This window comes from Acetobacter aceti (assembly GCF_002005445.1).
Taxonomy (GTDB): Bacteria; Pseudomonadota; Alphaproteobacteria; order Acetobacterales; family Acetobacteraceae; genus Acetobacter; species Acetobacter aceti_B.
The window spans coordinates 2,049,442-2,072,640 of sequence record NZ_CP014692.1; the positions used below are offsets into that span (position 1 = coordinate 2,049,442).

Genomic DNA, 23,199 nt, shown 5'->3' on the forward strand with positions numbered 1-23,199 from the left:
TGCTTAGTTTTTCCCGGCATCTGAGGAAGACGCGCCAGCAGGCTGGGCATCTGTAGGCTGGGCATTTACAGGCCGGGCGTCAGGCGGAGCCGCTTCCTGGAAAGGCGTGACCGTGACCTTGTCGCCCGGATGCACCTTCTGAAGCCCGATCACCACAACCCGGTCCCCCGCTTTCAGGCCGGAGCTTACAATCCAGTCACTGTCACGCGTGGCGCTGGTCGTGATCGCACGCTGGGCGACCTTATCCCCTTCCCCCACGACCATAACCTGCGGGTCACCGTGACTGTTCCGTGTCACAGCCTGCTGCGGCACGAGGAGCGCCTGCGGATTGGTGCCCTCATCGAGGGTTGCATGCACATACATGCCCGGCAGGAGATATTTCTGCGGATTGGGGAAGACAGCACGGACAACAATCGTCGCGGTGGCTTCATCCACATTGACTTCGCTGAACTGCATCTTGCCGACCTGATCGTAATGAGAGCCGTCTTCAAGCTCCAGCGAGACCGGCACTGAATTGTCCGGGTTGGTGTGGATCTGTCCGGCGGCCACTTCCCGGCGCAGACGCAGCAGGGAAATTGCCGGCAGGTTGACATCCACATAAATCGGATCAAGCCGCGTGATGATGGCCAGATTGCTCGACTGGCCAGCCTGCACAAGAGCGCCGACCGTCAGGATCGTGCGTCCGATGCGCCCGGAAATCGGCGCGTTCACATGCGTGTAGCGCAGATTGGTCGCAGCGTTTTCCACCTGCCCCTTGGCGATCAGGATCTGGGCGTCAGCCGAACGGGACGCCGCCAGAGCATCGTCATATTCCTGTTTACTGACCGCATGAGCCGCTTTCAGGGGACCATAACGTTCCAGCTTGGCCCTGGCGGTCACCGCGTTGGCCTGCGCCTGCGCCAGTTGGCCGTTGGCGCTGTCATAGGCCGCCTGATAGATGCTCGGGTCAATCTGGTAGAGCTGCTGGCCCGCCTGCACGTCTGTTCCCTGGACGAACAGACGTTTCTGGATGACACCGCTGACCTGCGGACGGACCATCGCAATTTCATATGCTTCGGTACGGCCGGGCAATATGGTACGAATCTGAACAGCGCGAGGCTGTACGGTCAGCACTTCAACTGTCTGTGGCGGCGGAGCGCCCTGTTTGGAGGCTTTTTTCTCACAGGCGGTCAGAATCAGCAGGCTGGCAACCGAAGCGCACAGGGCCGGGGCTGAAAAACTACGAACGGGGCTTTTCACGGATAGATCCTGCTGATTGTGTGTAAAAATGAAAGACGGACGGCATGACTGCCCCATGTTCCTTACAAAAAAGAACAACTGACGAATCTCACTATCCTGATTGAATAGAAACTACTTAGTTTCCTAACATCAGGTCAAGCCTGCGTTTCGCATCAATCAATGGACAGATCCCGCACGAAGGCGCACATGGGATGATTATGAATGTGAAGGAACATCAGCATTCTTCCTGCCGTGGCCCGGGTCGCCCGCCCGAGATGGCGGAATGCGAACGACGCGAACGGATTCTCTGCGCCGCAGATGAAGCCCTGCGAAGGTACGGCTATCAGGCCGTCTCCATGGACAAGGTCGCGCAGTGTTCAGGCATGTCTAAACGCACACTGTATCAGCAGTTTCCATCCAAGCAGGATTTATTCCAGTCGCTGATCGAAACCCGGCTGTTCTGTTTCTCGCTGTCCGTCCGCGAACATGCCCGCACATCGGAAGACGAGCTGATCGGGCTTCTGGATGATCTGGCGGCCCACCTCACCCGCCCGGAAACCATCGAACTGATCCGCGCGATCATCGCCAGTGCGTCGGAGGCCGAAGATCTCCGCGATATCATGAACAGCCTCAAGCAGTGCGGAAAGTCGAACGTCCTGCAGGTATGGCTGCGTGCTTATTGCACGCAACACGGTCATCCTGAGACACGGATAGACCGCAAGGCGCAGCAGCTCTTCAGTCTGACCGCTGGCGAAAGAATGCTGCATGCCCTGTTCAACAAGGAAAGCAACGAGGAAGAATCCCGCGCCATTATAGCTGATGGCGCCCGGCTTTTTCTCGCCGGATTACATGCGGAATGGGACCACTCTCCTGTCGAAGCCAGACAGTTGTCTTCTCAATAATCCGTTTTTCTTTTTAGGTCTTTATTTTCACATTATTTGATGAGCATGAAAGAACCCGTGTCACCATCGGAGATTCGTTTGTGCGTCGTCTTACCCTCGTTGCCCTCGGCGCCGTCTGCCTGAGCGCCGCACTCTGCGGCGGCGGCCTTTTCGCCCTCTCCCACATTGATCTGGCCGGACTCGCGACCAGAAAGCTGGCCGAAGCCACCGGGCGTACGGTACACATAGGCAGCGTGCACCTGTCTCCGGGCCGCTGGATGACGCTTGACGTTGATGATCTCAGTATCGCCAACATTCCAAATGGCAGCAGGCCGGAGATGATCACACTCGGCCATCTGCATACGCAGGTGCGGCTGATGTCACTCCTGCATGGACCTGTCGAAACCCGCGATCTCGTTCTGACGCGCTTCTCCGGCCTGTTCGAACGCACAGCCGATCGTACCCCCAACTGGCGGTTCGGTCCTCCCGCCCGGACGGACAGGAAGCCGGAGGAGCAGCCAGAAGCGAAGAAAGAAACGCCTCCTGACTGGAGCTGGTTTCCGGGTGTCCGGCAGGCGACCATCAAGGACAGCGAGATCATCTATCGCTCGGCGAACGGGCACGCCTATCGTACGAACCTCGACACCGTCACGCTGTCTTCAGCAAGCGACAGCAGCCCGTTCGAAATGAACGTCGCAGGTGGCTATAACGGCACGCCCGTCGCGCTTGCGGCCCATCTTGGCCCACTGATCATTCTGCGGGAAGCCGGCAAGCCTTATCCAGCCATCATGCACGCTTCGTCAGGAGATCTGACACTCGACCTCGACGGCACCATGACCGACCTGTTCGATTTTGATGGTATCGACGGAAAGCTGTCTCTTCGCACGCCGACATCCGCCCCCCTGCTGGCCATCGCCGGCGCGTCTCCGGACAGCTTTCACATGGTTCTGAATCTTGAAGGACATTTCACGCATAAGGGCGACATCTGGACGATGACCCAGACCAGCGGGCTTCTGCGCGACAACCCCATTGAAAACGCCAACATCACCTTCACCGAGGGCAAATCAGGGTTTCCAGACACGATCGCCGGAAACATGACCTTTGCGAGACTCGACCTGAACGGTCTGCAATCAGCAACGCAGAGCAACGAGAAATCCGGACAGCACGCCACTGATATCCCACTGTTCGCGCCTGCCCATCCCGACCCGCTGTTCGATCTCAAGCTCTCGGCCGGATCCGTGCGCTACAACGATCTTGTCTTTTCCGATGCAAGCGTGGCAGCGAGCCAGCAGCCCGGCAGGATCAACGTCTCTTCGCTACAGTTGAACTGGATGAAAGCGTCACTGCACGCTTCGGGAGAGGTTACCGCCCACCCGCGCGGCTCTTCGCTGCACGCCATGGTCGATGTGAGCAAAGCCGATATCGACACATTCCGCAGACAGGCCGGCCTTGTCCCCGTGCCCGTCCGTGGCGCGCTTTCCTTTCGTGTGAAAGCGAGCGCCGAGGGAGTGCGCACACTCAATGAAGCCTCCCGCAACGCGGACATTCAGGCTGTGGTCGGCATGAACAGCGGGCTGATCAGCAAGGAGGTGATCGGTATCGCCTCGACGAATATCGGCACGCTGTTTGGCGCCATGAAGGGCACGACACCCGTGACATGCCTGCTGGGCGCGCTGACCATGAAACGCGGCGAAGGTAACGTCGTGCCTCTACGCATTTACACACCTGCCGGATCAATCGTCGGGGAAGCCCTGTTCGATCTCAACCGGCGCTGGTTCGAACTGGCGTTCCAGAGCCGGACGCCCGGTATGCTGGGGCTGGACATCCCCATCCGTGTCAGCGGTCCGTTCAACAGCCCCTCCATCGGCCTCGCCGGATGGTCAGCCCGAGGCCGCGCCCTTCTGAAAGATGCGCAGAGCGTCAACACGCTCCCCGCGGAAATGACCTCCTTCACGCCGGGACGGGCATGCCTGAGCGCGCTGAAGTGAAGCTTGGAGGAACCGCCCTGAGCGAGAGACCCTGTTGACGGCACGCGGTTTTTTCCGCGATAACCTTTGCCTCCCCCATCAGGGGCCTCGTGATTTGTATGGCCGGCTTGCGGCGAGGTTAAAAAAACGCGCTAAAGAGGCTCTGGCAGGATAGAGGCCGCCAGGTTTCCACGGTCGAAGCCCCGTGCAGGGACGACAGGGTCTGAAGTGATCCGGCGTTTCTGCTGCGGACAGAACGGAACCGAGACCGACCATGACTGATACGTCCATCAAAACAACGTCTCCCGAAGTTGCCGCCACGTGGCGCGCCGCCACTCGCCTGATCCACGGCGAGGTTGAACGCACCCCTTACGGTGAGACAAGTGAAGCCCTTTTCCTGACCTCCGGCTTTGCCTACGACAGCGCCGAGCAGGCCGCCGCCACCTTTACCGGTGAAGCGGTGCATTATCAGTACACCCGCTTCGGCAACCCGACGGTCGATGCGCTACAGCGTCGCCTCGCCGACCTTGAAGGTGCGGAAGCCTGCGTCTGCACCGCGACCGGCATGGGCGCTGTGTCCTCAGCACTTCTGGCGCAGGTGAAGGCCGGCGACCGCGTTGTCGCCTCTCGCGCCCTGTTCGGCTCCTGCCACTGGATCGTCGCCAATCTGCTGCCGCAATATGGCGTGGAAACCGTTTTTGTTGACGGTGGCGACCTCAAGACATGGGACGAAGCCTTCAGCAGGCCGACAGCCGCCGTGCTGCTCGAAAGCCCGTCCAACCCCATGCTCGATGTGCTGGATATCTCCGCCATTTCCGAGCGGGCGCACGCGGCCGGTGCGATCGTTATCGTCGATAACGTGTTCGCCTCACCCGTCTACCAGAAGCCTCTGGAACTGGGCGCTGACGTGGTGGTGTATTCCTGCACCAAGCATATCGACGGTCAGGGCCGCGTTCTCGGTGGAGCCATTCTGGGCCGCAAGGACTGGATCAATGACACGGTGCTGCCTTTCACACGCAACACGGGCAACGCTCTTTCACCGTTCAACGCCTGGGTCATGCTGAAAGGTCTCGAGACGCTCAATCTGCGCGTGGACGCCATGACCCGCAATGCCGCCGCCGTTGCTGACTGGCTCGCCAGCGCGCCGGGCATTGTCAGTGTGCGTTATCCGGGTCGCAGGGATCATCCGCAGCATGAACTGGCCGTGCGCCAGATGAGCGGCTTCGGTTCGCTGATCGCCTTCGAGGTTGCCGGCGGTCAGGAAGGAGCGTTCGCATTCCTCAATGCCCTGCGCATCGTTCTGATCTCGAACAACCTTGGGGACGCCCGTTCGCTGGCGACCCACCCGGCAACGACGACCCACATGAAGATTGGTCCGGAAGAGCGGGCGCGTCTCGGCATTGCCGATGGCGCCATCCGCCTGTCGGTCGGCCTGGAAGATTCCGCCGATCTTATCGACGATCTCGCCCGTGGCGTTGCGGCCCTGAAAAGCCGTGGCTTCGCTCACTGAACAAGAGAGTTACCGCTCATGTCCTCAAGGCCGCCCATGCCGCCCAAGCTGTTCGAAGATCCGGAAACGGCCTTGAACGAAGCCATTGCGGCATTGCCGTCCTATGAGGCCACGACGGGTAACATACGGATTGTCGTCCGGGCCTTCTGGCTCGACGAGCAGTCCCAGCCGGAGGAGCGCTCCTACTGCTGGGGCTACCGTATCCGCATCGAGAACCATGGGCCGAACACAGTCCAGCTTCTTGAGCGGTCATGGGAAATCATTGACGCCAACGGGCATGTCGATCGCGTTCGTGGCGACGGCGTGGTGGGCGAGCAGCCCACCCTTGAGCCCGGCGGCGGCTTTGAATACACCTCCGGCGCATCCCTCGACACGCCGAGCGGCATCATGCGCGGCTTCTTTCACATGGTGGAGGAACCGGGCAGACGACTCTTCGATGCGCGCATTCCCGCCTTCAGCCTCGACAGCCCTTATCAGCCCGGCATTGTCCACTGACCTTTCCGCGCACTTTCCGCTGTGACCCGGTCGCTATAAGACCTGACGGCACACGTCCACCTTCCCAGCAGAGATCCGACTGATGACGAATCCTCCTACTCCAGTCCGCCCTTCCCGCGAGGAAGCCGAGGAAGCCGTCCGGGTCATGCTGCGCTGGGCGGGTGAAGATCCGTCCCGTGAAGGGCTGCTCGACACGCCTTCCCGTGTCGCCCGCTCCTATGAAGAGTTCTTCGAAGGCTATGCGGTCAATCCGGAAGAACTGCTTCAGCGCACCTTCTCGGAAGTCGACGATTATGACGAGATCGTCCTGCTGCGTGACATCCGTCTTGAGAGTCACTGCGAGCATCACATGGTGCCGATCATCGGTCGCGCCCATATCGCCTATCTCCCCCGCAAGCGCGTCGTCGGCATTTCCAAGCTTGCCCGCGTCGTGGAAGCCTATTCCCGCCGCTTCCAGATTCAGGAGCGTCTGACGGCCCAGATCGCCAACACGATTGACAGCGTGCTTGAGCCCTATGGCACAGCCGTCATTATCGAAGCTGGTCATCAGTGCATGACGACCCGTGGCGTGCATCGCCCCGGCGTGTCCATGGTGACCAGTCGCATGCTGGGCGTCTTCCGCGATAACTCGGATACGCGCCGTGAACTGATGGCCATGCTGAACCGTCCCGGCATGAGCGAATTCTCTGCCTGAAAGACTGACCTGAAGGCATGATGCGCTTTCAGGTCACATTTTTTTAAGGCTGTCGGGCGAACGTAGCGTCCATGACATCCTCACCCGCTCCTCACCCCGACAATACCGCCTTTTTCTCCGATTCCGGCACGCAGTTGCAGCGCGAAGGACGGATTCTGGAAGCGGAAGCCGTCTACCGGAAACGCATTGGCGAGGAGCCGCGAGACGCGCTCACCCTGAGTAATTATGGCGGCCTTCTGATCGGCATCTGCCGCTTCGAGCCCGCCCTTGAGGTCCTGAGCCGCGCCGTTGCTCTGGCTCCGCAGCTTGCAGACGCCTGGTGCAATCTGGGCAATGCCCTGCAATCGCTCCAGCGATATGACGAGGCGATTGCCGCCTATACGAAATGCCTCAACCTCAACCTGCAACACCCTCTTGCGGCAACCAACCTCGGGGTCGCTCTGGATAGCCACCGGGGACAGCATGAGATGGCCCAGAAGTTTCATCGGGTTGCCGTGGAACTGACACCTGACAGCCCGGAAGCCCATACGAACTACGCTCTCTCGCTGCTGGCGCAGGGCAACTATCCGGAAGGTTTTTCCGAGTATGAGTGGCGCTGGAAGATCAGAACCTCCAGCCACCACGGTTTTGATGGCCCGCTGTGGCGCGGTGAAAACTTCGACGGCAAGACTCTTCTGATCCACACGGAAGGCGGCTTCGGAGACGTCCTGCAGTTTGCCCGTTTCATTCCTCTGGCTGCCGAGCGTGGTGGCGAGATCATCATGCGCGTGCGGCCAGAGCTGCTGTCCCTGCTATCCCGCTCTTTTCCGCAAGCCCGTTTTGTCAGCGAGAAAGATCCGGCGCCGACTCATGACCTGCAATGCCCGGTTCTCAGCCTGCCGCTCGCACTGGGCATGACGCTCGATACCCTGCCTTCGCCGAAAGGCTTCCTGAAACCTGATATGGAAAAAGTAAGGAACTGGGCCCAGCTCATCCAGAAGGACACTTCCACCGGTCGTCCTCTCAAAGTTGGTCTTGTCTGGGCTGGCGCTCCACACAGCGAAATCCGGGAAGCGGAAGTTGCTGACAGACGCCGTTCCACCACACTGTCAGCACTGGCTCCTCTGGCCGAGAGCGCTCCAGACGTTGTGTTCTTCAGCCTGCAGGTCGGCGAGCAAGCCTGTCAGGCCCTTACACCCCCAGTCGGGATGAGGCTGATTGACTACACGGAAAAGCTTCATGATTTCGATGACACGGCGGCGCTGATCTCCAACCTTGATCTGGTCATCGCTGTCGACACGTCCACCGCGCATGTCGCGGCAGGTCTGGGCAAGCCAGTCTGGCTGCTGTCACGCTATGACCAGTGCTGGCGGTGGCTCTCCCACCGCACGGACTCACCATGGTATACAAGTGTCAGACTTTATCAGCAGGACAGACCTCTCGACTGGTCCAGCCCTGTGGCGCGCATCGCGGAAGATCTGAAAACACTGGAGCGCCAGCACCTGTCCGAGAGAACTCCCGAAACCATCGACGCCTGACTGAGAGCCTTCGGTCCCGGTTCAGACGACCGGGACACACTCCTTACAGATTCTCAGATATCGAGCATTTCCACTGACTGGGCGTGCTCCTGAATGAACGCAAAGCGCAGTTCAGGCTTGCGGCCCATCAGACTTTCCACACGTTCCCGCGTCTCAAGCCTGTCCTCAGAATGGATCACCACCCGAAGCAACGTGCGCCGCTTCGGGTCCATGGTCGTCTCCTTGAGATCTTTCGGGGGCATTTCGCCCAGACCTTTAAAGCGCGATACTTCCACTTTCGCGTTCGGCTTGAACTGCGTCCTGATCTTCCGGTCCTTGTCGGCATCATCCATCGCGTAAACCGTCCTGGCGCCATGCGTCAGACGGTAAAGCGGCGGCTGCGCCAGATACAGATGACCGGAGCGCACAAGCTCAGGCAGTTCACGATAGAAGAATGTCATGAGCAGCGAGGCGATATGCGCACCGTCCACGTCAGCATCGGTCATGATGATGACTCGACCGTAGCGGAGCCGCGTCAGATCGAAGCGATCCCCCGTTCCACAGCCAAGCGCTTCCACCAGGTCGCTCAGTTCCTGATTGCCCCGAAGCTTCTCGCTCGTGGCGCTCGCAACATTGAGAATTTTACCACGCAGAGGCAGCACCGCCTGCGTTTCACGATTACGCGCCTGCTTGGCCGAACCACCAGCCGAGTCACCCTCGACAAGAAATATCTCGGTTTCCTCGGCTTTCTCGCGTGTGCAGTCCGTCAGCTTGCCCGGCAGACGCAGACGGCGTGTCGCACTTTTACGGGGCGTATCCTTCTGCTCACGACGACGCAGACGATCCTCGGCACGCTCGACGACAAAAGCCAGAAGCGAGTCTGCCTGTGTCGGATTGCCGGACAGCCAGTGATCAAAGCGATCACGAAGCGCTGTTTCGACCAGCTTCGACGCTTCGGCGCTGGTCAGTTTTTCTTTGGTCTGTCCCTGAAACTGTGGATCACGCACAAAAGCGGAAAGCTGGATTGCCGTGCATCCGAGAATGTCTTCGGCTGTAACAATACTCGCACGCCTGTTTGACCGCTGATCACCCCATGCACGGAAACCCTTGACCAGAGCTGCGCGACAACCGGCCTCGTGCGTGCCGCCGAGCGGCGTGGGAATGGTGTTACAGAAGGATGCGAAGCTGGCTGTGCCGGATTCAAGGAAAGCGATCGCCCACTCGACCCTGCCGCCAGACACGCCGTTGGTTTCCGGAAGCTCGGCGTCACCGGACCAGATCGGAGACAGCAGCGGCGCGTTTTTACCGAGTTCATCCGCCAGACTGTCCGCGAGGCCGCCGGGAAAATGCAGAACGGCTTCGGCTGGCGTCAGATCGCCCGCCTTGATCAGCGACGGATCGCAGTTCCAGCGGATCGTCACCCCACGGAACAGAAACGCCTTCGAGCGGCACAGCTTGTAGAGACGCGCCGGCTGAAAGGAATGCGTTCCAAAAATTTCCGGATCGGGCTGAAAGCGTATCTGCGTGCCCCGTCGGTTGGGGGCGGCGCCAATCTTTTCGATAGCTGTCTGGGGAATGCCCCGCGCATAGATCTGCCGCCACAGCGTCTTGTCGCGGGCGACTTCCACTTCCATTCTGGTCGAAAGCGCATTGACCACGGACGAGCCCACGCCATGCAGGCCACCCGAGGTCGCGTAGGACTTGCCGGAGAACTTGCCGCCAGCATGCAGCGTCGTGAGGATGACCTCAAGCGCCGAGCGATCGGGAAAACGTGGATGCGGATCGACAGGGATACCGCGCCCATTATCGCGCACTACCAGCCAGTCACCGGCTTCCAGCGTTACATCAATGGTCGTGGCATGACCGGCGACCGCCTCATCCATCGAATTGTCGAGAATTTCAGCGGCGAGATGATGCAGTGCACCTTCGTCTGTGCCGCCGATATACATGCCAGGCCGACGACGGACAGGCTCAAGCCCTTCCAGAACCTCGATGGAGCTGGCGTCATACTGCTGATCCGGGGCTGACGCCGTCTGCTGGGCTTTTTGCGGCGTCGGCTGCGCGGGAGGAGAACCGGTGCCTGAGAAAAGATCACTCATGCCCGGTTCTGTCTCCCTCTACGGATGATTCGTCAAGAACCGAGGCGCCGGTGCTTACGCCTTGCGGGCTGTACGACGACGGGTGCGGCTGCGCGTCTCCGTGGTTTTCTCTACCCCGGGAGCCGCACAGGTCTCGAATGTCGCAGGCTGTGTGATATCTTTCGCCTGAGCATATTTCGAAAGATCATGCTCGTCATCCAGAGCCGCGACCTCGTCAAACATGCCGATGCGCTGATTACAGAATACGGAGCCGGACTGAAGACCTTTTTCAGACTGCACGTTCGCCAGCTGAGTGATGTAGTCATCATGCTCGACCTGTGAGCGCTTTCCGTATGTGGTGCGGAAATAGGTGTTCAGGCGCTGTTCTTCAGCCAGCAGTTTGGTGCGGAATTTCGCCACGAAGTCGTTGTAACGGTCCTGCGCCTTGCAGGAGAGGGCCGTCACCATCAGTTCGCTTTTGAGACCCTGCACATCGAAGGCTTCGGTTGCCGGGGATCCGCTGCAGGTGGCGGCGAACGCACCGGAGCCGCAGGTTATGCCGAGAGAAACCAGACCGGCGATCGCGAAACGGAACGGACCTGTGGACATGAAGAGCCTCTTTAAAACGGATGGAATACAACGTGCGCAGACATATGCACTGCCCGCATCATGATGGCGAGAGGATTCTGAAACCTGTTTCTCAACCTGTCATCTCAAAGCACGGTTTTGGCGACATTTTATCGTGATAAATTATCGGGCATGTCTGTCATGCGACCATAATATCGCCCTGATTGTGGCGTTTCGACGGCATCTGCCTCCCGCAGCTTTCCGATCCTCTCTCCCCACGTCTTTCAACTGGGTGTCGGATGTTCTAGAGCGGGATGGATTTCGTGCGGTCGGTGGATTCGCCACCCGTCCCCCAAGTTGTCAACAGCTAATAAGCGGAGCCTTTACGTGCGTCTTAAAGTCCTAGCCGTGCCTGTGCTGGCCACCAGCTTTCTGGCCGGATGTAATCATGGTCCGCTTCAGAGCGGTCGTTACGGGTCTCCCGACCCATTCGGCTACATGAAAACGTCCGCCGTCTGCCAGACCACAAAACCGATTGCTGACGCCCAGGGCGATCGTACCGTCGCCATGACCGTGCGAAGCGACGACGGACGCTGCGTTCTGACTGTTGTCCCGCCGGACGGCGGCGCTTACGCATCCTTCGGCATTTCTCCTGCCCCTGAGCATGGCAAGGCCTTCCTGTATACGCTGGATGGGCAGACCCAGATCACCTACACACCGGTCATGGCTTACGCCGGAGCGGACAAATTCTCGGTTGTGCTGATCCGTGGCCCTGGCCAGAAGCGTGACAATCTGACGGTGAACGTCACCGTCGATGCGACAGGTGTGGTTATTCCGAAACCAGCCGTCAGCGCTCCGACGCCTGAGCACAAAGAAACGCGCAAAGCGACGACGGCAACCAAACGGCGCACGGTCACCAAGACACGCAAGAAGTAAGCCTGCGCGTCCGCACACACGGCTGGTACGCCTCTCCAGCCCTGGTCTACCCTGATGTGCTCCGGAAGAGCGTATCAGGGACCTATATCGAAAATGAGATCGGCTCTGTCAGAGGACGGCGCAGTCCGGCCGCTTCAGCTTTTCTGACAAGATCATCAAGCGTGACTTCGCGCAGTCTGGCCCCAAGCGCTTCGTCCTCTTCACGCCAGAAAGGATCCAGCACCTTCTGGTAGAGATCCCCCGAAGACCCATCGTCAGAATCAGGATCGGTGTTCACCACTGTCGAGACGATTTCCGTAATGGAAATATCTCTTCTCGGCCGTCCCAGCCGATACCCTCCCCGTGGCCCTCTTACACTCTCCAGCAGTGATGAGCGGGATAGCATCTGAAGCAGAGGTTCGATGCCACGCCGGACCAGCCCGGCCCTCTGAGCAATATCCGCCGCGTTCACAGTGCCGGTTCGTCCCGCATAAAATGCAACATCCAGCATGATCATGATGCCTGTCATGGCACGATCGCGTCGCAGAAACATTAAGTCGTCCTCAGAGCCATTCGTTCAGCTGACAATTAGCTGACAATCCGCATGATGGCGACATATCCATGCCATGAAAGTGAAAAGCAACAAAAGCTGCACTTATCCACATTGCTCTGTCGTGCTATTTTACACGCCTATCCCGATTTGCGGGAAACGATGTCTGTTCAGGACTTCAGCCGGATCGATTCTTCCTGGCGGCGCGGTTCAAACATCCGCACTGCAAGGAGAGTGCCAGAAAAAAGGTTACGTCATGGTCTCCGAAACACCAGCCGACCGTATTGATTTCAAACTCGCCCCTCCCCGTGGCCGGATTTTCGATTCCGTTGTCGATGTGGTCGGCGGTACGCCTCTGGTTGGCCTGCCACGCATGATGGAAGAAGATGACCTTCAGGCCCGCGTGCTTCTCAAGCTTGAGTTCTTCAATCCACTTGCTTCAGTGAAGGACCGCATTGGCGCCGCCATGGTGCTGGCCGCTGAAGAGCAGGGCCTCATCACCCCCGGCAAGAGCGTTCTGGTGGAACCGACCTCCGGCAACACGGGTATCTCCCTCGCGTTTGTCGCAGCATCACGGGGTTATCGTCTGATTGTGACCATGCCGGAAGGCGCGTCCATCGAACGTCGTAAAATGTTGCGACTGATGGATGCCCAAGTTGAACTGACCCCCTCCCGCCTCGGTATGGCGGGGGCTATCGCCCGTGCCCAGGAGATCCTCAAAACCACGCCTGACGCCTGGATGCCCGGTCAGTTCGATAACCCGGCCAATCCTCTCGTCCATGAGCAGACGACGGCGGAGGAAATCTGGGTCGATACGGCCGGAACAGTGGACATCGTGGTTGCCGGTGTTGGCACAGGCGGCACGGCGTCCGGCATCGCGCACGCCCTTAAAAAGAAAAAATCGGGTATCGAGATTTTCGGTGTCGAACCTGCTGAAAGCGCGATACTCAACGGCGATGAGCCGGGACCGCACGGCATTCAGGGCATTGGCCCGGGCTTCTGTCCTCGTACGCTCGATGTCAACGCTCTGGATGGCGTCCTGACAGTTTCCGAACGCGAGGCGATCGCTGCCGCGCGCCGCTGCGCCCGTCTGGATGGTATTCCCATCGGCATTTCATCGGGCGCTGCCCTCCACGCCGCAGTTACGCTGGCGCATCGTCCGGAAAACAGGGGTAAAACCATCGTGGCCATCGCACCGTCCTTCGCAGAGCGGTATCTGTCCACATCCCTGTTCACCGGACTCTGAACAAGAAAACGGGGCCAGATGGCCCCGTTATTCCATAATGACAGAGACTGCTGTCCGCCTTCACATCTGAGATGTCAGACCAGATGGTTAGCGCAGAATGATTTCCACCCGACGATTCTGGGGTTCCCTGACGTTTTGACCAGTCTGAACCAGCGGATGGGACTGCCCATATCCCTGCACATCGATGATGGAGCCTGCCACGCCATCGCGAATCAGCTCAGCCTTCACTGCTCCAGCCCGCCTGATTGAAAGCGCCATATTGTAGCTCTGACCGCGAGCGCCGGGATGCGCCGCTGATGTGTCCGTGTAACCTGACACCTGAATGCGGGTCAGGGATGTGTGCCCGGATGCCTGCGCCGCCAGAGCAACGATGGACCGCGCACGATCTGTCAGGCCCGCTCCATCCCAGTTGAAGAATACGATATAGCTGCGGTCCGCAACCGGCATCGGTGCAGGCGCCGCTTCCACTGGCGGGGGTGGCGGCGGAGCCGGATTGAACTCGTAGCGCAGGCCCAGCATCATGGAATGGTTGAAATCGGTCGCCGTGCTGCGGTTGCCTTCAGCAAGACCTGCTTCCTTGACGGCATTGCTCCCGCCAACCGTACCCAGCGCGGTCGCGTGATATCCCTGTGGGGCCAGCATGGTCCAGAAACGGTATTCCGCTGTCGCGGAAAGCCCCACAACCCATGGCACAGGGAAAGCGAGACCAAAGATTCCCTGATAGGTGAAACCGCCATGCGTACCCCGAACCTGCTCTGAAAGAGAGCGGTCAAGGCCCGTTATGGTCGTATGCATATTGGTCCAGCCGTAGCCGATACCCGCACCGAAATAAGGGAACAGCCAGCTTTTGCCGATATCCAGATCAAACAGTGCGTTAGCCATCAAACCTGAGGTCTGACGACGGCCATCACCTTTTGTGGACACCGTGGCGGAAGAAAGATGATGGTAATCCATGTTCCGGTAATTGCCTTCGAGCTCTACCCGGAAGCCGTTACCAAGTCCGTAACCAATCGAGCCTATGCCGACAGCGCCTGTTTTCCAGGTATCGCGTCCGCTCGGCAAGGTGGGACTCAGACGAACCTGCTGAGCCTGATTGATGGTCGCGCCACCCTCACCGGCAACATACAGACCCTGCACTGGCTGAGCGGAAGCCGGGGCGGAGAGAGCGAGGACGACAAGCGGCGCCGACAGGATTGATCCCGTAAGAAACCCGTTACGCAGCTTCATCATGTTCTCCTCACCTCTGCACCGCTATCGACCGGATATGTCGACCCGGTGCAATGTCACTGCAATATCACATGGCCCTGTTTCGCCGAAACCCGGCCGTGGCGCAACTCGCAACGCCATCCACAAGACTTTTAACTTTGAAAACCCTGGCCTGTCGTCCGGCGTTTAGCGCCGTTCCCTCACCGTGACTGCAAATCCGGAGAGAGACGGAGGTTGCATGACAGACAACTCTTACCATTCATGTGTGGCTCTCATGCAACGACCGAACAGTTAAAGCAATACAGCCTCGAAAGGGGGCATAAGGTCTTCGGTTTCAAACTCAAGAACCCACAGGTCCGGATCACGCCCGATCTGCCTTTCCACATAGGCCTCGGCAGTGGCCTCATCGACAGGATCAGCGCCGGTTCCCCTGATCCATGCGGGAGACCCGTCCGGCGCACGAGTCTGCGCAAGCACAACGGCTCTTCTGTCCCGAGACGTGAGGATGGCCAGCACGCCACCCGCATCCTGGTCTCCACGACGACGACGCATGGCAGGGCAGCCGCTGGAATTGGCCTGCCGCAACACGGCGCTGACCCACAAACCAGTCATAAGGCGGGGTTCAGTACTCATTCGGCTTCCATTCCCGCAGTGTCTGCTTCATCGGGGATCATGAACAGGGCGGCCCGGTAAGCGGCCGGCGTCTCCAGCAGGTCACGTCCGACGTCAAGATCGAGGTCGCCGCCAAGCGCCGCCGGGCAGGTTTTACGAATTTCGAGAATCCGGGAAACCGGAACCGGATACCTGACACTGCGTGACTGTCCCACAAAAGATCCTTCCGGCGTGTGGCCGGACCGGAGCGCCGCCATCTGCGTTTCCGTATCAGCAGCGCCCCGGCTTGTGCAGACCTGCGGCATCACGCCAAGCCCCTGCAGCGGCCAGCCGAGCGGAGCGATCACACGGCTCCAGGTCACGAACAGTTCCCCACGATCGGGCAACTGGGCGACGGTCTGTACCAGCCCCTTGCCCATTGTCGAACTTCCCACCACCACCGCCCTGTGATGATCGGCCAGAGCAGCCGCCAGAATTTCCGCCGCACTCGCCGTACGCCCGTCCACGAGCACCACAACCGGGAGGTGATTTGTCATGTCGCCTCCCTGTACCGCCCAGACATGATTAGCCTGAGGGTCACGCCCCTTGGTGACGACCGCCACTCCATTATCAAGGAGGAGCGCCGCAGCGGTGACGGCCTGCTGCAACACGCCTCCCCTGTTGCCTCGCAGGTCGATGAGGATGCCGCGCAGATGCCGGTCCTGCGTCGCCTGATCGAGATACTGGCTCATTTCCTCCGCGGTCTCGGAAGAAAAGGATGTAATGCGGATGATCACGAGCGGTCCCGCACTGAAGGCGAAGACTGTTTCCGGTGGTATTTTCTCGCGCCGCAGTTGCAGGGTACGGGTCCGCTTCAGGGCCGGGGAATACAGACGGACAGCCACAGTGCTGCCGGGGACACCGGAGAGAAGCGCGTTCACCTGCTCGACCGAATGGCCGATGATGCTGTGGCCATCAATGGCGACAAGCCGCTCGCCAACATCCACCCCGGCGGGCCATGCCGGTCCATTGGTGTTGACGGCGGTGACGACCAGATGACGTGACCCGACCTTGCTCCGACCGTCCGGAGAACCTGTCTGTTCATCAATCGTGATACCGATCCCTGCGTTGCCGCCGCTCCGCACCGTACGATCGGTTTCAGCAGGCGCCGGGCCGACATAACGGGAATAAGGATCAAGATGGTTGAAGAGTTCGTCAAAGAAGCTCTGGATAATCCCGTCTCCCTGCACACTTTCCAATACAGAGGAATGCTCTGTGGCAGCCAGGAGAAAGTCAGTCGTGACCACGGCCCAGTCCCGTGAACTGCCCGCAACCGGAGCGGGTCGTTTCAGAACCACAGCCTGCCCCTGCATGAGCTCGATCCCGTCGGAAACCTCCACAACACGCAGGGCCGGATCAAGCGCGCTAATGCCTCCCAGTCCCCAGAGACACAATTGTCGGGCATCGTAAGGATGCAGAGTGCGGGGCTGTAAAAACTCCAGCGCCGTCTGGATGACCGAACGTATGAGGTTCGTGTTCAGACGTGGAGGCGAATCCTTCTTCTCGCTGGCCTGCTCTCCGAGAGGTCTGTCGGTCGCCGGTGACGTGGTGTCTTTGGCTGGCTCTTTCTGACCGGCGACGGGAACGGCGGGCGCGTGCGCACCGTCCTTCTCCTCTTCGGGCGCCGTCGCGGCGTAGGCGCAGACTGCGGTCGTCAGCAGCCAGACAGCCACCACCAGCGGCGCCATCACCGGACGAAGTCTTCGCAGCCCCCGCTGATCCGAAGAATTTACTGCGGGCAGACGCGGCCTTCTCATGCGGAAAACCCTGCGAACTGAAAGATGCACCGAAAGACGTCGTGTGACAGACCGACGATCCTGACACGCACGACGGTCCCCTTTCGCGGAGAAAACAGTTCCCATGACTCCGGAGAGGACGCTGTTGCGCCAGAACACGCTTCACTTCCTCCGCTCGAATCCGAAAACATCTTTCGGTCTGCACTTCCCCGAAAAGGGAGCAGACCGGTTGTCTGCGTTTCCGTCAATGTGACCAGAGCGCCGTCCGGGGTCGCACCAGTCACATGGCCCGACCAGATCCTTTCCTGATCCTGAGAAAGCCAGAGCGCCAGCAGACGTTGTCGCGTCATGGCGGACGCCTCCGCCGCCCGGGCCTCAGTCACGGCGAGATGGGCAGGAAGAGTGTCAAGACATCCGCCACGACCGGCCCGAACCTCGGAATACAGCCCTTCCGGCAGTATCGTTTCCAGAAGAATCCTGTGATTGATCAGGTCTGCATACCGCCGGATCGGACTTGTAAGATGAGCGTAAACATCGAGCTGCAAGCCGGCATGATACGCTGGTTGCGTGACGTAAACAGCCGGCAGACGTGGCACATCCGCAACAGGGTGCTTATCGGCATGAGACCGGAAAAGAGCGGCCTTTCCCTTATCACGCATGACCTGTGCACCGGCATGGCAAGCTGCGATCATGAAGGACTCGACAAGATGCCTGCTTTCAGGTGGTCGGCTGTTCCAAACAGCCAAACGTCCGGTCTGTCGATCCAGTTCCACACGAAGCGGCTCCCTGTCCGCGATTTGCAGACAACCACGGCGGATGCGTGCCGCCTGCAACGCTTCGTGCGCCGCATACAGGGCGTCGACCCACTCACGCCCCAGCTCATCATGGAGAAAAGCGCACGTTCCCTCACGCATGCCCTCAAGCTGTTCGTAAGTCAGACGTGCCCGACTCCGCATGACACCACGTTCGATGCGGGTATCTGTGGGTAGCCCTTCGCTGCTGAAGCGCATCTCAAAAACGACACAGAACCGGTCTTCATCCGGTCGGAGCGAACAGAGTTCCTCCGACAGCCGGGGCGGCAGCATCGGCACAACGGCGTCCGGAAAGTAGACGGAATGTCCGCGTCGCCGCGCTTCCGCGTCGAGAGCTGAATGAGGCGTGACATAGTGGGAGACATCCGCGATCGCCACGAGCAGCCGGAAACCCTCCCCGTCGCGCTCCACCCAGACCGCATCATCGAAATCACGTGCGTCAGGACCATCCACCGTCACAAACGGGATGGCGCGAAAATCCTTGCGACCAGCTGAGGGCTTCTCTTGCTCCGGGGCATGCAGTTCCATGGCTTCGGAGAGGACGTCTGGCGGGAAAGCTTCAGGCAGACCATACTCGGCTCTGCCCATATCCGCGACGGCCAGCGGGTCATCCCGTTTACCGAAAGAGCGATGGATGTGACCTTCGCCATCGGCCAGAACGAGATCACCCTCTTTCAGCTCATGGCGCTCTTCTTCCGCGATATTGCGACGACAGGTGCTCTGCGGGTCACAGGCTCGCACCTCTCCACCTGTTTCCGCGCCAAAGACTCCTACGAAACAGGCTGGCTCCCGCCGTTTCAGTATGCGGGCTTCGTAGCGGTTCGCACCGACTGAACGCAGACGCGTCAGCACCGTCGCTCCGGCGACAAGCGGAGGGTCATCGGCCGGAGGCGGATGCACGAACACGATCGGCAGACCACCTTTCGACGCAGCTCTCCTGCCAAACGCCTCCCCAGCCGCGAGCCTTCCAAACGGCGCGCCATGCCGGTCGCGTCCCGTGATGACGACCTCGGCCAGCAAGGGCAGCTCGGGCTCGCCACGCAGCTTGCCGAACAGGGCCTCTTCCCGAAACGCGCCATCAAGAGCCATCGCGTGCAGCAAGGCCCGCACCTGCTTCTTGCGATCAGGCGGCAGACCCAGCCGACGAAGCAACTGTCCTGCTGTCAGAGGCGTAGATGAGTCCCGCAGGATCTGCGCCAGAACATCCCTGTCCGGCCGGCCCATGCCCGGGAACAGGGATGTCGCTGCATCAGCATTCATTCAGCGGACGTCTGATCTTTCGCGGTTGCTGCTTTCCTGCTGGCGGCAGGCTTCTTTTTTGCCGTGGCCGTTGTTTTTGCCTTCGTCGTCTTTTTGGCCGGTTTGGCAGGTTTCCCGGCGTCGCCCTCAGCCTTGACCCTGCCCTTCGCCGTGGTTTTTGCAGCCGTCCTGGTCGTCTTCTTGGCGGCCGCCTTGCCTTTCGGCTTCAGTGGCTTGCCCTTCTCGGCCAGCAGTTCCAGCGCCCCGTCCAGCGTGACATCGTCCATGCTTTCGCCACGCGCCAGATTGGCCACGACCTGACCATGCTGGACATACGGCCCGAAGCGGCCCTTCCGCACCATGACCGGCTCGCCATCTTTCGGATGCGGCCCGAGATTACGGATCGAGGCGATCTTCTTGGCCAGTGCGTCCACAGCCCGATTGAGTCCGACCGTCAGAACGTCATCGTCCTTGTCGAGCGAGCCATAGATCGCGCCCATCTTCACATACGGACCAAAACGACCCAGTCCGGCTTCGATCGGCTCATTGAATTCCGGGTGGATACCCACAATCCTGGGCAGGCTCAGAAGTCCGACCGCCTGATCCAGCGTCAGGTTCTCCAGACTCAACCCTTTCGGCAACGAGGCGCGTTTCGGCTTGGCTTTCTTGTCCTCCGGGTTGGGTTCGCCCTGCTGCACGTAAAGGCCCCACGGTCCACGCTTGACCGTGATGTCCTCGCCAGTGACCGGATGCTGACCGAGCAGCTTCATCCCGTCTTTCAGCTCTTCGCTGCCGTCACCCTCACCACCTTCGACGGCGAGCTTCCGGGTGTACTGACATTCCGGATAATTGGAGCAGCCGATGAAAGCGCCATAGCGTCCGAGTTTCAGTCCCAGACGACCCGTGCCGCAGGACGTGCAGACCCGCGGATCGGTTCCTTCCTCGTTCGGCGGGAAGAAATGCGACCCGAGATCCTGATCCAGAGCGTCAATGACTTCAGTGATGGTCAGGTCTTTTGTCTGCGCCACGGCAGCGGAGAAAGCCTCCCAGAAGGCGCTCATCACCTTGCGCCAGTCAGCGTGCCCTGCCGAAATATCGTCAAGCTGCTCTTCGAGACCTGCCGTGAACTGCGGATCGACATAGCGCTCGAAGAAGGAGACAAGGAACGCCGTAACAAGGCGTCCCCGATCTTCCGGCATGAAGCGCCGGGCTTCCAGACGCACGTAATTACGGTCTCGCAGGACCGTCAGAATGGAGGCATAGGTGGAGGGACGACCGATGCCGATCTCTTCCATTTTCTTGACCAGCGACGCTTCCGAATAACGCGGCGGCGGCTGGGTGAAGTGCTGTTCAGCCTCCACATCGCCACGCCTGAGCGGGTCGCGCTCGTTCATCGGCGGCAGCATACGGCTTTCATCGTCAGCCGCCTTGTCGCTCTCGTCCCGGCCTTCCGTATAGAGTTTCAGAAAGCCATCGAACGCGATGATCGAACCCGTCGCGCGCAGCACGGTCCTGCCCGGCTGATCGGCCACGTCCACGGCGACCTGATCCAGTTCCGCCGACTGCATCTGGCTGGCGACAGCGCGCTTCCACACCAGCTCATACAGTCTGCGCTGCTCGTCACTGAGGTAACGCGCCACGGAAGCCGGTGTGCGGCTGACATCAGTCGGCCGGACGGCTTCATGCGCTTCCTGCGCGTTCTTGGCCTTGGTCGAATAGACGCGCGGCTGGGCCGGGACGTAATTCGCGCCGAAATCCTTGCCGATGTGACGACGGATATCAGCGATCGCCTCTCCGGCCATCGTGACGCCATCGGTTCGCATATAGGTGATCAGACCGACCGTCTCGCCACCAAGCTCGATGCCTTCATAAAGCTGCTGCGCCGTCCGCATGGTGTTCTGCGCGCCCATGCCCAGTTTGCGGGAAGCCTCCTGCTGGAGCGTGGACGTGGTAAACGGCGGCGGCGGGTTGCGCTTGACCTTCTTGCGTTCGACGGATTTGACCGCAAACGTCCCCGCCAGCACCGCATCCCGTGCTGCGAAGGCAAGTTCCTCGTTGGAAAGATCGAACTGGTCGAGCTTCCTGCCATCCAGATGCGTCAGGCGGGTCGTGAAAGGCGCGCCAGCCGGTGTGAAGAATGTCGCGCCGACCGTCCAGTATTCCCGAGGCTTGAAAACCTCGATCTCGGCTTCGCGCTCGCAGATCAGACGCAGGGCGACCGACTGGACACGACCGGCGCTCTTCGAGCCCGGCAGCTTGCGCCACAGGACGGGCGAGAGGGTGAAACCGACAAGGTAGTCAAGAGCGCGACGGGCGAGATAAGCCTCGATCAGCGGCATGTCGAGGTCACGCGGATGCGCCATGGCTTCCTTGATGGCGCCTTTGGTGATCTCGTTGAACGTCACACGCCGGACGTTCACGCCCTTGAGCGCATTCTTCTCCGCCAGCATCGCCTTGACGTGCCATGAAATGGCTTCGCCCTCGCGATCCGGGTCAGTGGCGAGATAAAGCGTATGCGCGCCCTTGAGCGCCCTGGCGATGGCCGCAACCTGCTTCTGGCCGCGCTCATCGGACTGCCATTTCATGGCGAAGTCTTCGTCCGGCATGACGGACCCGTCTTTCGGCGGCAGGTCTCGGACGTGCCCGAATGAGGCGAGAACGGTATAACCGTCGCCCAGATATTTATTGATCGTCTTCGCCTTGGCAGGCGATTCAACCACGACGACGTCAGTCATGCTCTCTCCGCGCCAGGCCGGCATGGAGAAAGAATCACCCCGTTCCGTCTGGCATCAACTGGACAACAGCTCCTCCGGGCAGCATCTCCGCCCGGCCGGCAAGCTCAAGTTCGGTGAGCACCGTCAGAACCGCCGAAACCGAGAACTGACAGCGCCGCACCAGATCGTCAACCGGGACCGGTGTGAATGAGATAAGTGAAGGAATCATTCTTCTCACACGGTCAAGGTCTGCGTCGCCCGCTGCGGAAGGGGCTCCCCATTCCTCCTGAGCCTCGGCAAACCCGGACAACACCTGTCCCGCTGCCGCATGAGAGTGGCGAAGATAAGGCAGGATATCCTCAATCGTTTCGACCAGATGCGCATTGCGGGTGCGCAAAAGATCGTTACTGCCACGGCAGCGCGGGTCCAGCGGCGATCCCGGCACGGCGAAAAGAGCGCGGCTGTAACGGTCAGCCAGCTGCGCCGTAATCAGACTTCCCGAGTTCATGGCGGCCTCGACAACCACCGTGCCGAGAGACAGTCCGGCAATGAGGCGGTTACGGCGTGGGAAGTGTCGCGCCTGTGGCTGGGTGCCCAGTGGCGCTTCCGTCACCACAGCACCTTTTTCGGCAAGCAATGTCTGTAGAGCCGCATTTTCCGTTGGATAAACCACATCCAGCCCACCCGCGATGGCCGCAACCGAACTGCCCCACTCGGGGAAGCTCCCATGCAGCGCGCCTCGATGCGCCGCCGCGTCGATCCCGCGAGCCAGACCGGAAATCACCGTAATCCCGGCATGCGATAATTCAGTCGCAAGACTTTCCGCGAACCGCATTCCCGCCGCCGAAGCATTGCGCGCGCCTACGATTCCCACACTCCGGGGAGCCGACAGACAGGCTCCGTTGCCCAGAATGGACAGAATGGGCGGCGAATCAGGTAACTCTGCCAGAAGCGGTGGATAGTCAGGATCGAACAGGGTGACGATCCTGCCGCCAAGCGACAGGACTCCCTCGATTTCACGCTCAATTTCGGCCTGCTCAGGAATTCGGAGCGGACCTTTTCGCCCGCCTCGCCGCGCCCGTTCCGGCAACGCCGCCAGCGCCTCTTCCGCCGAAGAATACTCCTGCATGAGCCGACGCCATGTGACCGGACCGACATTTTCCGTGCGGGCCAGCCGTAACAGAGCCGGAAGCTCGGGGTTCAGGTGTCTGTCTTCATTCACCG

The 23,199-nt window shown here is 60.1% G+C and carries 18 protein-coding genes and 1 riboswitch; of the genes, 8 read left to right on the plus strand and 10 right to left on the minus strand.

All coding sequences use genetic code 11. From position 1 onward, the window contains the following. Nucleotides 1–3: 3 nt before the first annotated feature. A complete protein-coding gene (locus A0U92_RS09290; protein WP_077814354.1) occupies nt 4–1,239 on the minus strand; it encodes an efflux RND transporter periplasmic adaptor subunit in 1,236 nt (411 codons plus the stop codon). Between the two features lie 191 nt (nt 1,240–1,430). On the opposite strand from A0U92_RS09290, the gene A0U92_RS09295 reads away from it, so the two are divergent. The 6 genes from A0U92_RS09295 (at nt 1,431) to A0U92_RS09320 (ending at nt 8,282) form a co-directional block, all read left to right on the plus strand. After that, the gene (locus tag A0U92_RS09295) at nt 1,431–2,120 is read left to right on the plus strand and encodes a TetR/AcrR family transcriptional regulator (RefSeq protein ID WP_077812972.1); all 690 of its coding nucleotides are present in this window, start codon (nt 1,431–1,433) and stop codon (nt 2,118–2,120) included. Between the two features lie 80 nt (nt 2,121–2,200). Then, a complete protein-coding gene (locus A0U92_RS09300; RefSeq protein WP_077812973.1) occupies nt 2,201–4,087 on the plus strand; it encodes an AsmA family protein in 1,887 nt (628 codons plus the stop codon). A gap of 76 nt (nt 4,088–4,163) precedes the next feature. After that, nucleotides 4,164–4,243: riboswitch (SAM riboswitch) on the plus strand. A gap of 97 nt (nt 4,244–4,340) precedes the next feature. Next, nucleotides 4,341–5,576 (plus strand): O-succinylhomoserine sulfhydrylase, encoded by a 1,236-nt coding sequence (gene metZ / locus A0U92_RS09305; protein ID WP_077812974.1) that lies wholly within the window; start codon nt 4,341–4,343, stop codon nt 5,574–5,576. An 18-nt stretch (nt 5,577–5,594) separates the two neighbouring features. Continuing rightward, nucleotides 5,595–6,071, plus strand: coding sequence for a Co2+/Mg2+ efflux protein ApaG (gene apaG, locus A0U92_RS09310; protein ID WP_236748069.1), 477 nt, complete (start codon nt 5,595–5,597; stop codon nt 6,069–6,071). Between the two features lie 82 nt (nt 6,072–6,153). Further along, nucleotides 6,154–6,765 carry a GTP cyclohydrolase I FolE gene (gene folE, locus A0U92_RS09315; RefSeq protein WP_077812976.1) on the plus strand — a complete coding sequence of 204 codons (612 nt, stop codon included), beginning with the start codon at nt 6,154–6,156 and terminating at the stop codon, nt 6,763–6,765. 71 nt (nt 6,766–6,836) lie between these two features. Next, nucleotides 6,837–8,282: a tetratricopeptide repeat protein gene (locus tag A0U92_RS09320; RefSeq protein ID WP_077812977.1), complete on the plus strand. Its 1,446-nt coding sequence runs from the start codon at nt 6,837–6,839 to the stop codon at nt 8,280–8,282. A gap of 53 nt (nt 8,283–8,335) precedes the next feature. Here the strand turns inward: A0U92_RS09320 and parE are convergent, their stop codons facing one another. Together parE and A0U92_RS09330 are read right to left on the minus strand one after the other, a co-directional pair. Next, the gene (gene parE, locus A0U92_RS09325) at nt 8,336–10,360 is read right to left on the minus strand and encodes a DNA topoisomerase IV subunit B (protein WP_077812978.1); all 2,025 of its coding nucleotides are present in this window, start codon (nt 10,358–10,360) and stop codon (nt 8,336–8,338) included. 54 nt (nt 10,361–10,414) lie between these two features. Beyond that, complete coding sequence (locus A0U92_RS09330) at nt 10,415–10,948, minus strand: hypothetical protein (RefSeq protein ID WP_077812979.1); 534 nt, start codon at nt 10,946–10,948, stop codon at nt 10,415–10,417. 345 nt (nt 10,949–11,293) lie between these two features. On the opposite strand from A0U92_RS09330, the gene A0U92_RS09335 reads away from it, so the two are divergent. After that, on the plus strand, nt 11,294–11,842 hold the full coding sequence (locus A0U92_RS09335) for a hypothetical protein (protein WP_077812980.1): 549 nt from the start codon (nt 11,294–11,296) through the stop codon (nt 11,840–11,842). A gap of 82 nt (nt 11,843–11,924) precedes the next feature. Here the strand turns inward: A0U92_RS09335 and A0U92_RS09340 are convergent, their stop codons facing one another. Beyond that, nucleotides 11,925–12,374, minus strand: coding sequence for an RrF2 family transcriptional regulator (locus A0U92_RS09340; RefSeq protein WP_077812981.1), 450 nt, complete (start codon nt 12,372–12,374; stop codon nt 11,925–11,927). 253 nt (nt 12,375–12,627) lie between these two features. Here A0U92_RS09340 and cysK point away from each other — a divergent pair, with 253 nt between their 5' ends. Further along, on the plus strand, nt 12,628–13,617 hold the full coding sequence (gene cysK, locus A0U92_RS09345; RefSeq protein ID WP_077812982.1) for a cysteine synthase A: 990 nt from the start codon (nt 12,628–12,630) through the stop codon (nt 13,615–13,617). 87 nt (nt 13,618–13,704) lie between these two features. Here cysK and A0U92_RS09350 read toward each other — a convergent pair whose 3' ends face one another. The 6 genes from A0U92_RS09350 to dprA all read right to left on the minus strand — a co-directional run bounded on the left by A0U92_RS09350 (nt 13,705) and on the right by dprA (nt 23,197). After that, entirely contained in the window at nt 13,705–14,844 is a 1,140-nt protein-coding gene (locus tag A0U92_RS09350; protein WP_077812983.1) for an OmpA family protein, read from the minus strand. A gap of 270 nt (nt 14,845–15,114) precedes the next feature. Then, the gene (locus tag A0U92_RS09355) at nt 15,115–15,456 is read right to left on the minus strand and encodes a DUF1491 family protein (protein ID WP_077812984.1); all 342 of its coding nucleotides are present in this window, start codon (nt 15,454–15,456) and stop codon (nt 15,115–15,117) included. Beyond that, nucleotides 15,453–17,162 carry a S41 family peptidase gene (locus A0U92_RS09360; protein WP_149026540.1) on the minus strand — a complete coding sequence of 570 codons (1,710 nt, stop codon included), beginning with the start codon at nt 17,160–17,162 and terminating at the stop codon, nt 15,453–15,455. The genes A0U92_RS09355 and A0U92_RS09360 overlap by 4 nt, the downstream gene beginning before the upstream one ends. 65 nt (nt 17,163–17,227) lie before the next feature. Continuing rightward, on the minus strand, nt 17,228–19,282 hold the full coding sequence (locus A0U92_RS09365; RefSeq protein ID WP_077812986.1) for an RNB domain-containing ribonuclease: 2,055 nt from the start codon (nt 19,280–19,282) through the stop codon (nt 17,228–17,230). Continuing rightward, nucleotides 19,279–21,996, minus strand: a complete 2,718-nt coding sequence (gene topA / locus A0U92_RS09370) for a type I DNA topoisomerase (RefSeq protein WP_077814355.1) — start codon at nt 21,994–21,996, stop codon at nt 19,279–19,281. The genes A0U92_RS09365 and topA overlap by 4 nt, the downstream gene beginning before the upstream one ends. Nucleotides 21,997–22,030: 34 nt before the next feature. Continuing rightward, nucleotides 22,031–23,197: a DNA-processing protein DprA gene (gene dprA / locus A0U92_RS09375; protein WP_077814356.1), complete on the minus strand. Its 1,167-nt coding sequence runs from the start codon at nt 23,195–23,197 to the stop codon at nt 22,031–22,033. Nucleotides 23,198–23,199: the final 2 nt, after the last annotated feature.

Bases quoted from the DNA above. Each gene is read 5' to 3' on its own strand.
- folE (WP_077812976.1), top strand. From the start codon at position 6,154: ATGACGAATCCTCCTACTCCAGTCCGCCCTTCCCGCGAGGAAGCCGAG.
- topA (WP_077814355.1), bottom strand. From the start codon at position 21,996: ATGACTGACGTCGTCGTGGTTGAATCGCCTGCCAAGGCGAAGACGATC.
- A0U92_RS09350 (WP_077812983.1), bottom strand. From the start codon at position 14,844: ATGAAGCTGCGTAACGGGTTTCTTACGGGATCAATCCTGTCGGCGCCG.
- apaG (WP_236748069.1), top strand. From the start codon at position 5,595: ATGTCCTCAAGGCCGCCCATGCCGCCCAAGCTGTTCGAAGATCCGGAA.
- A0U92_RS09330 (WP_077812979.1), bottom strand. From the start codon at position 10,948: ATGTCCACAGGTCCGTTCCGTTTCGCGATCGCCGGTCTGGTTTCTCTC.
- A0U92_RS09295 (WP_077812972.1), top strand. From the start codon at position 1,431: ATGATTATGAATGTGAAGGAACATCAGCATTCTTCCTGCCGTGGCCCG.
- parE (WP_077812978.1), bottom strand. From the start codon at position 10,360: ATGAGTGATCTTTTCTCAGGCACCGGTTCTCCTCCCGCGCAGCCGACG.
- A0U92_RS09360 (WP_149026540.1), bottom strand. From the start codon at position 17,162: ATGGCGCCGCTGGTGGTGGCTGTCTGGCTGCTGACGACCGCAGTCTGC.
- A0U92_RS09355 (WP_077812984.1), bottom strand. From the start codon at position 15,456: ATGAGTACTGAACCCCGCCTTATGACTGGTTTGTGGGTCAGCGCCGTG.
- A0U92_RS09340 (WP_077812981.1), bottom strand. From the start codon at position 12,374: ATGTTTCTGCGACGCGATCGTGCCATGACAGGCATCATGATCATGCTG.
- A0U92_RS09365 (WP_077812986.1), bottom strand. From the start codon at position 19,282: ATGAATGCTGATGCAGCGACATCCCTGTTCCCGGGCATGGGCCGGCCG.
- metZ (WP_077812974.1), top strand. From the start codon at position 4,341: ATGACTGATACGTCCATCAAAACAACGTCTCCCGAAGTTGCCGCCACG.
- cysK (WP_077812982.1), top strand. From the start codon at position 12,628: ATGGTCTCCGAAACACCAGCCGACCGTATTGATTTCAAACTCGCCCCT.
- A0U92_RS09320 (WP_077812977.1), top strand. From the start codon at position 6,837: ATGACATCCTCACCCGCTCCTCACCCCGACAATACCGCCTTTTTCTCC.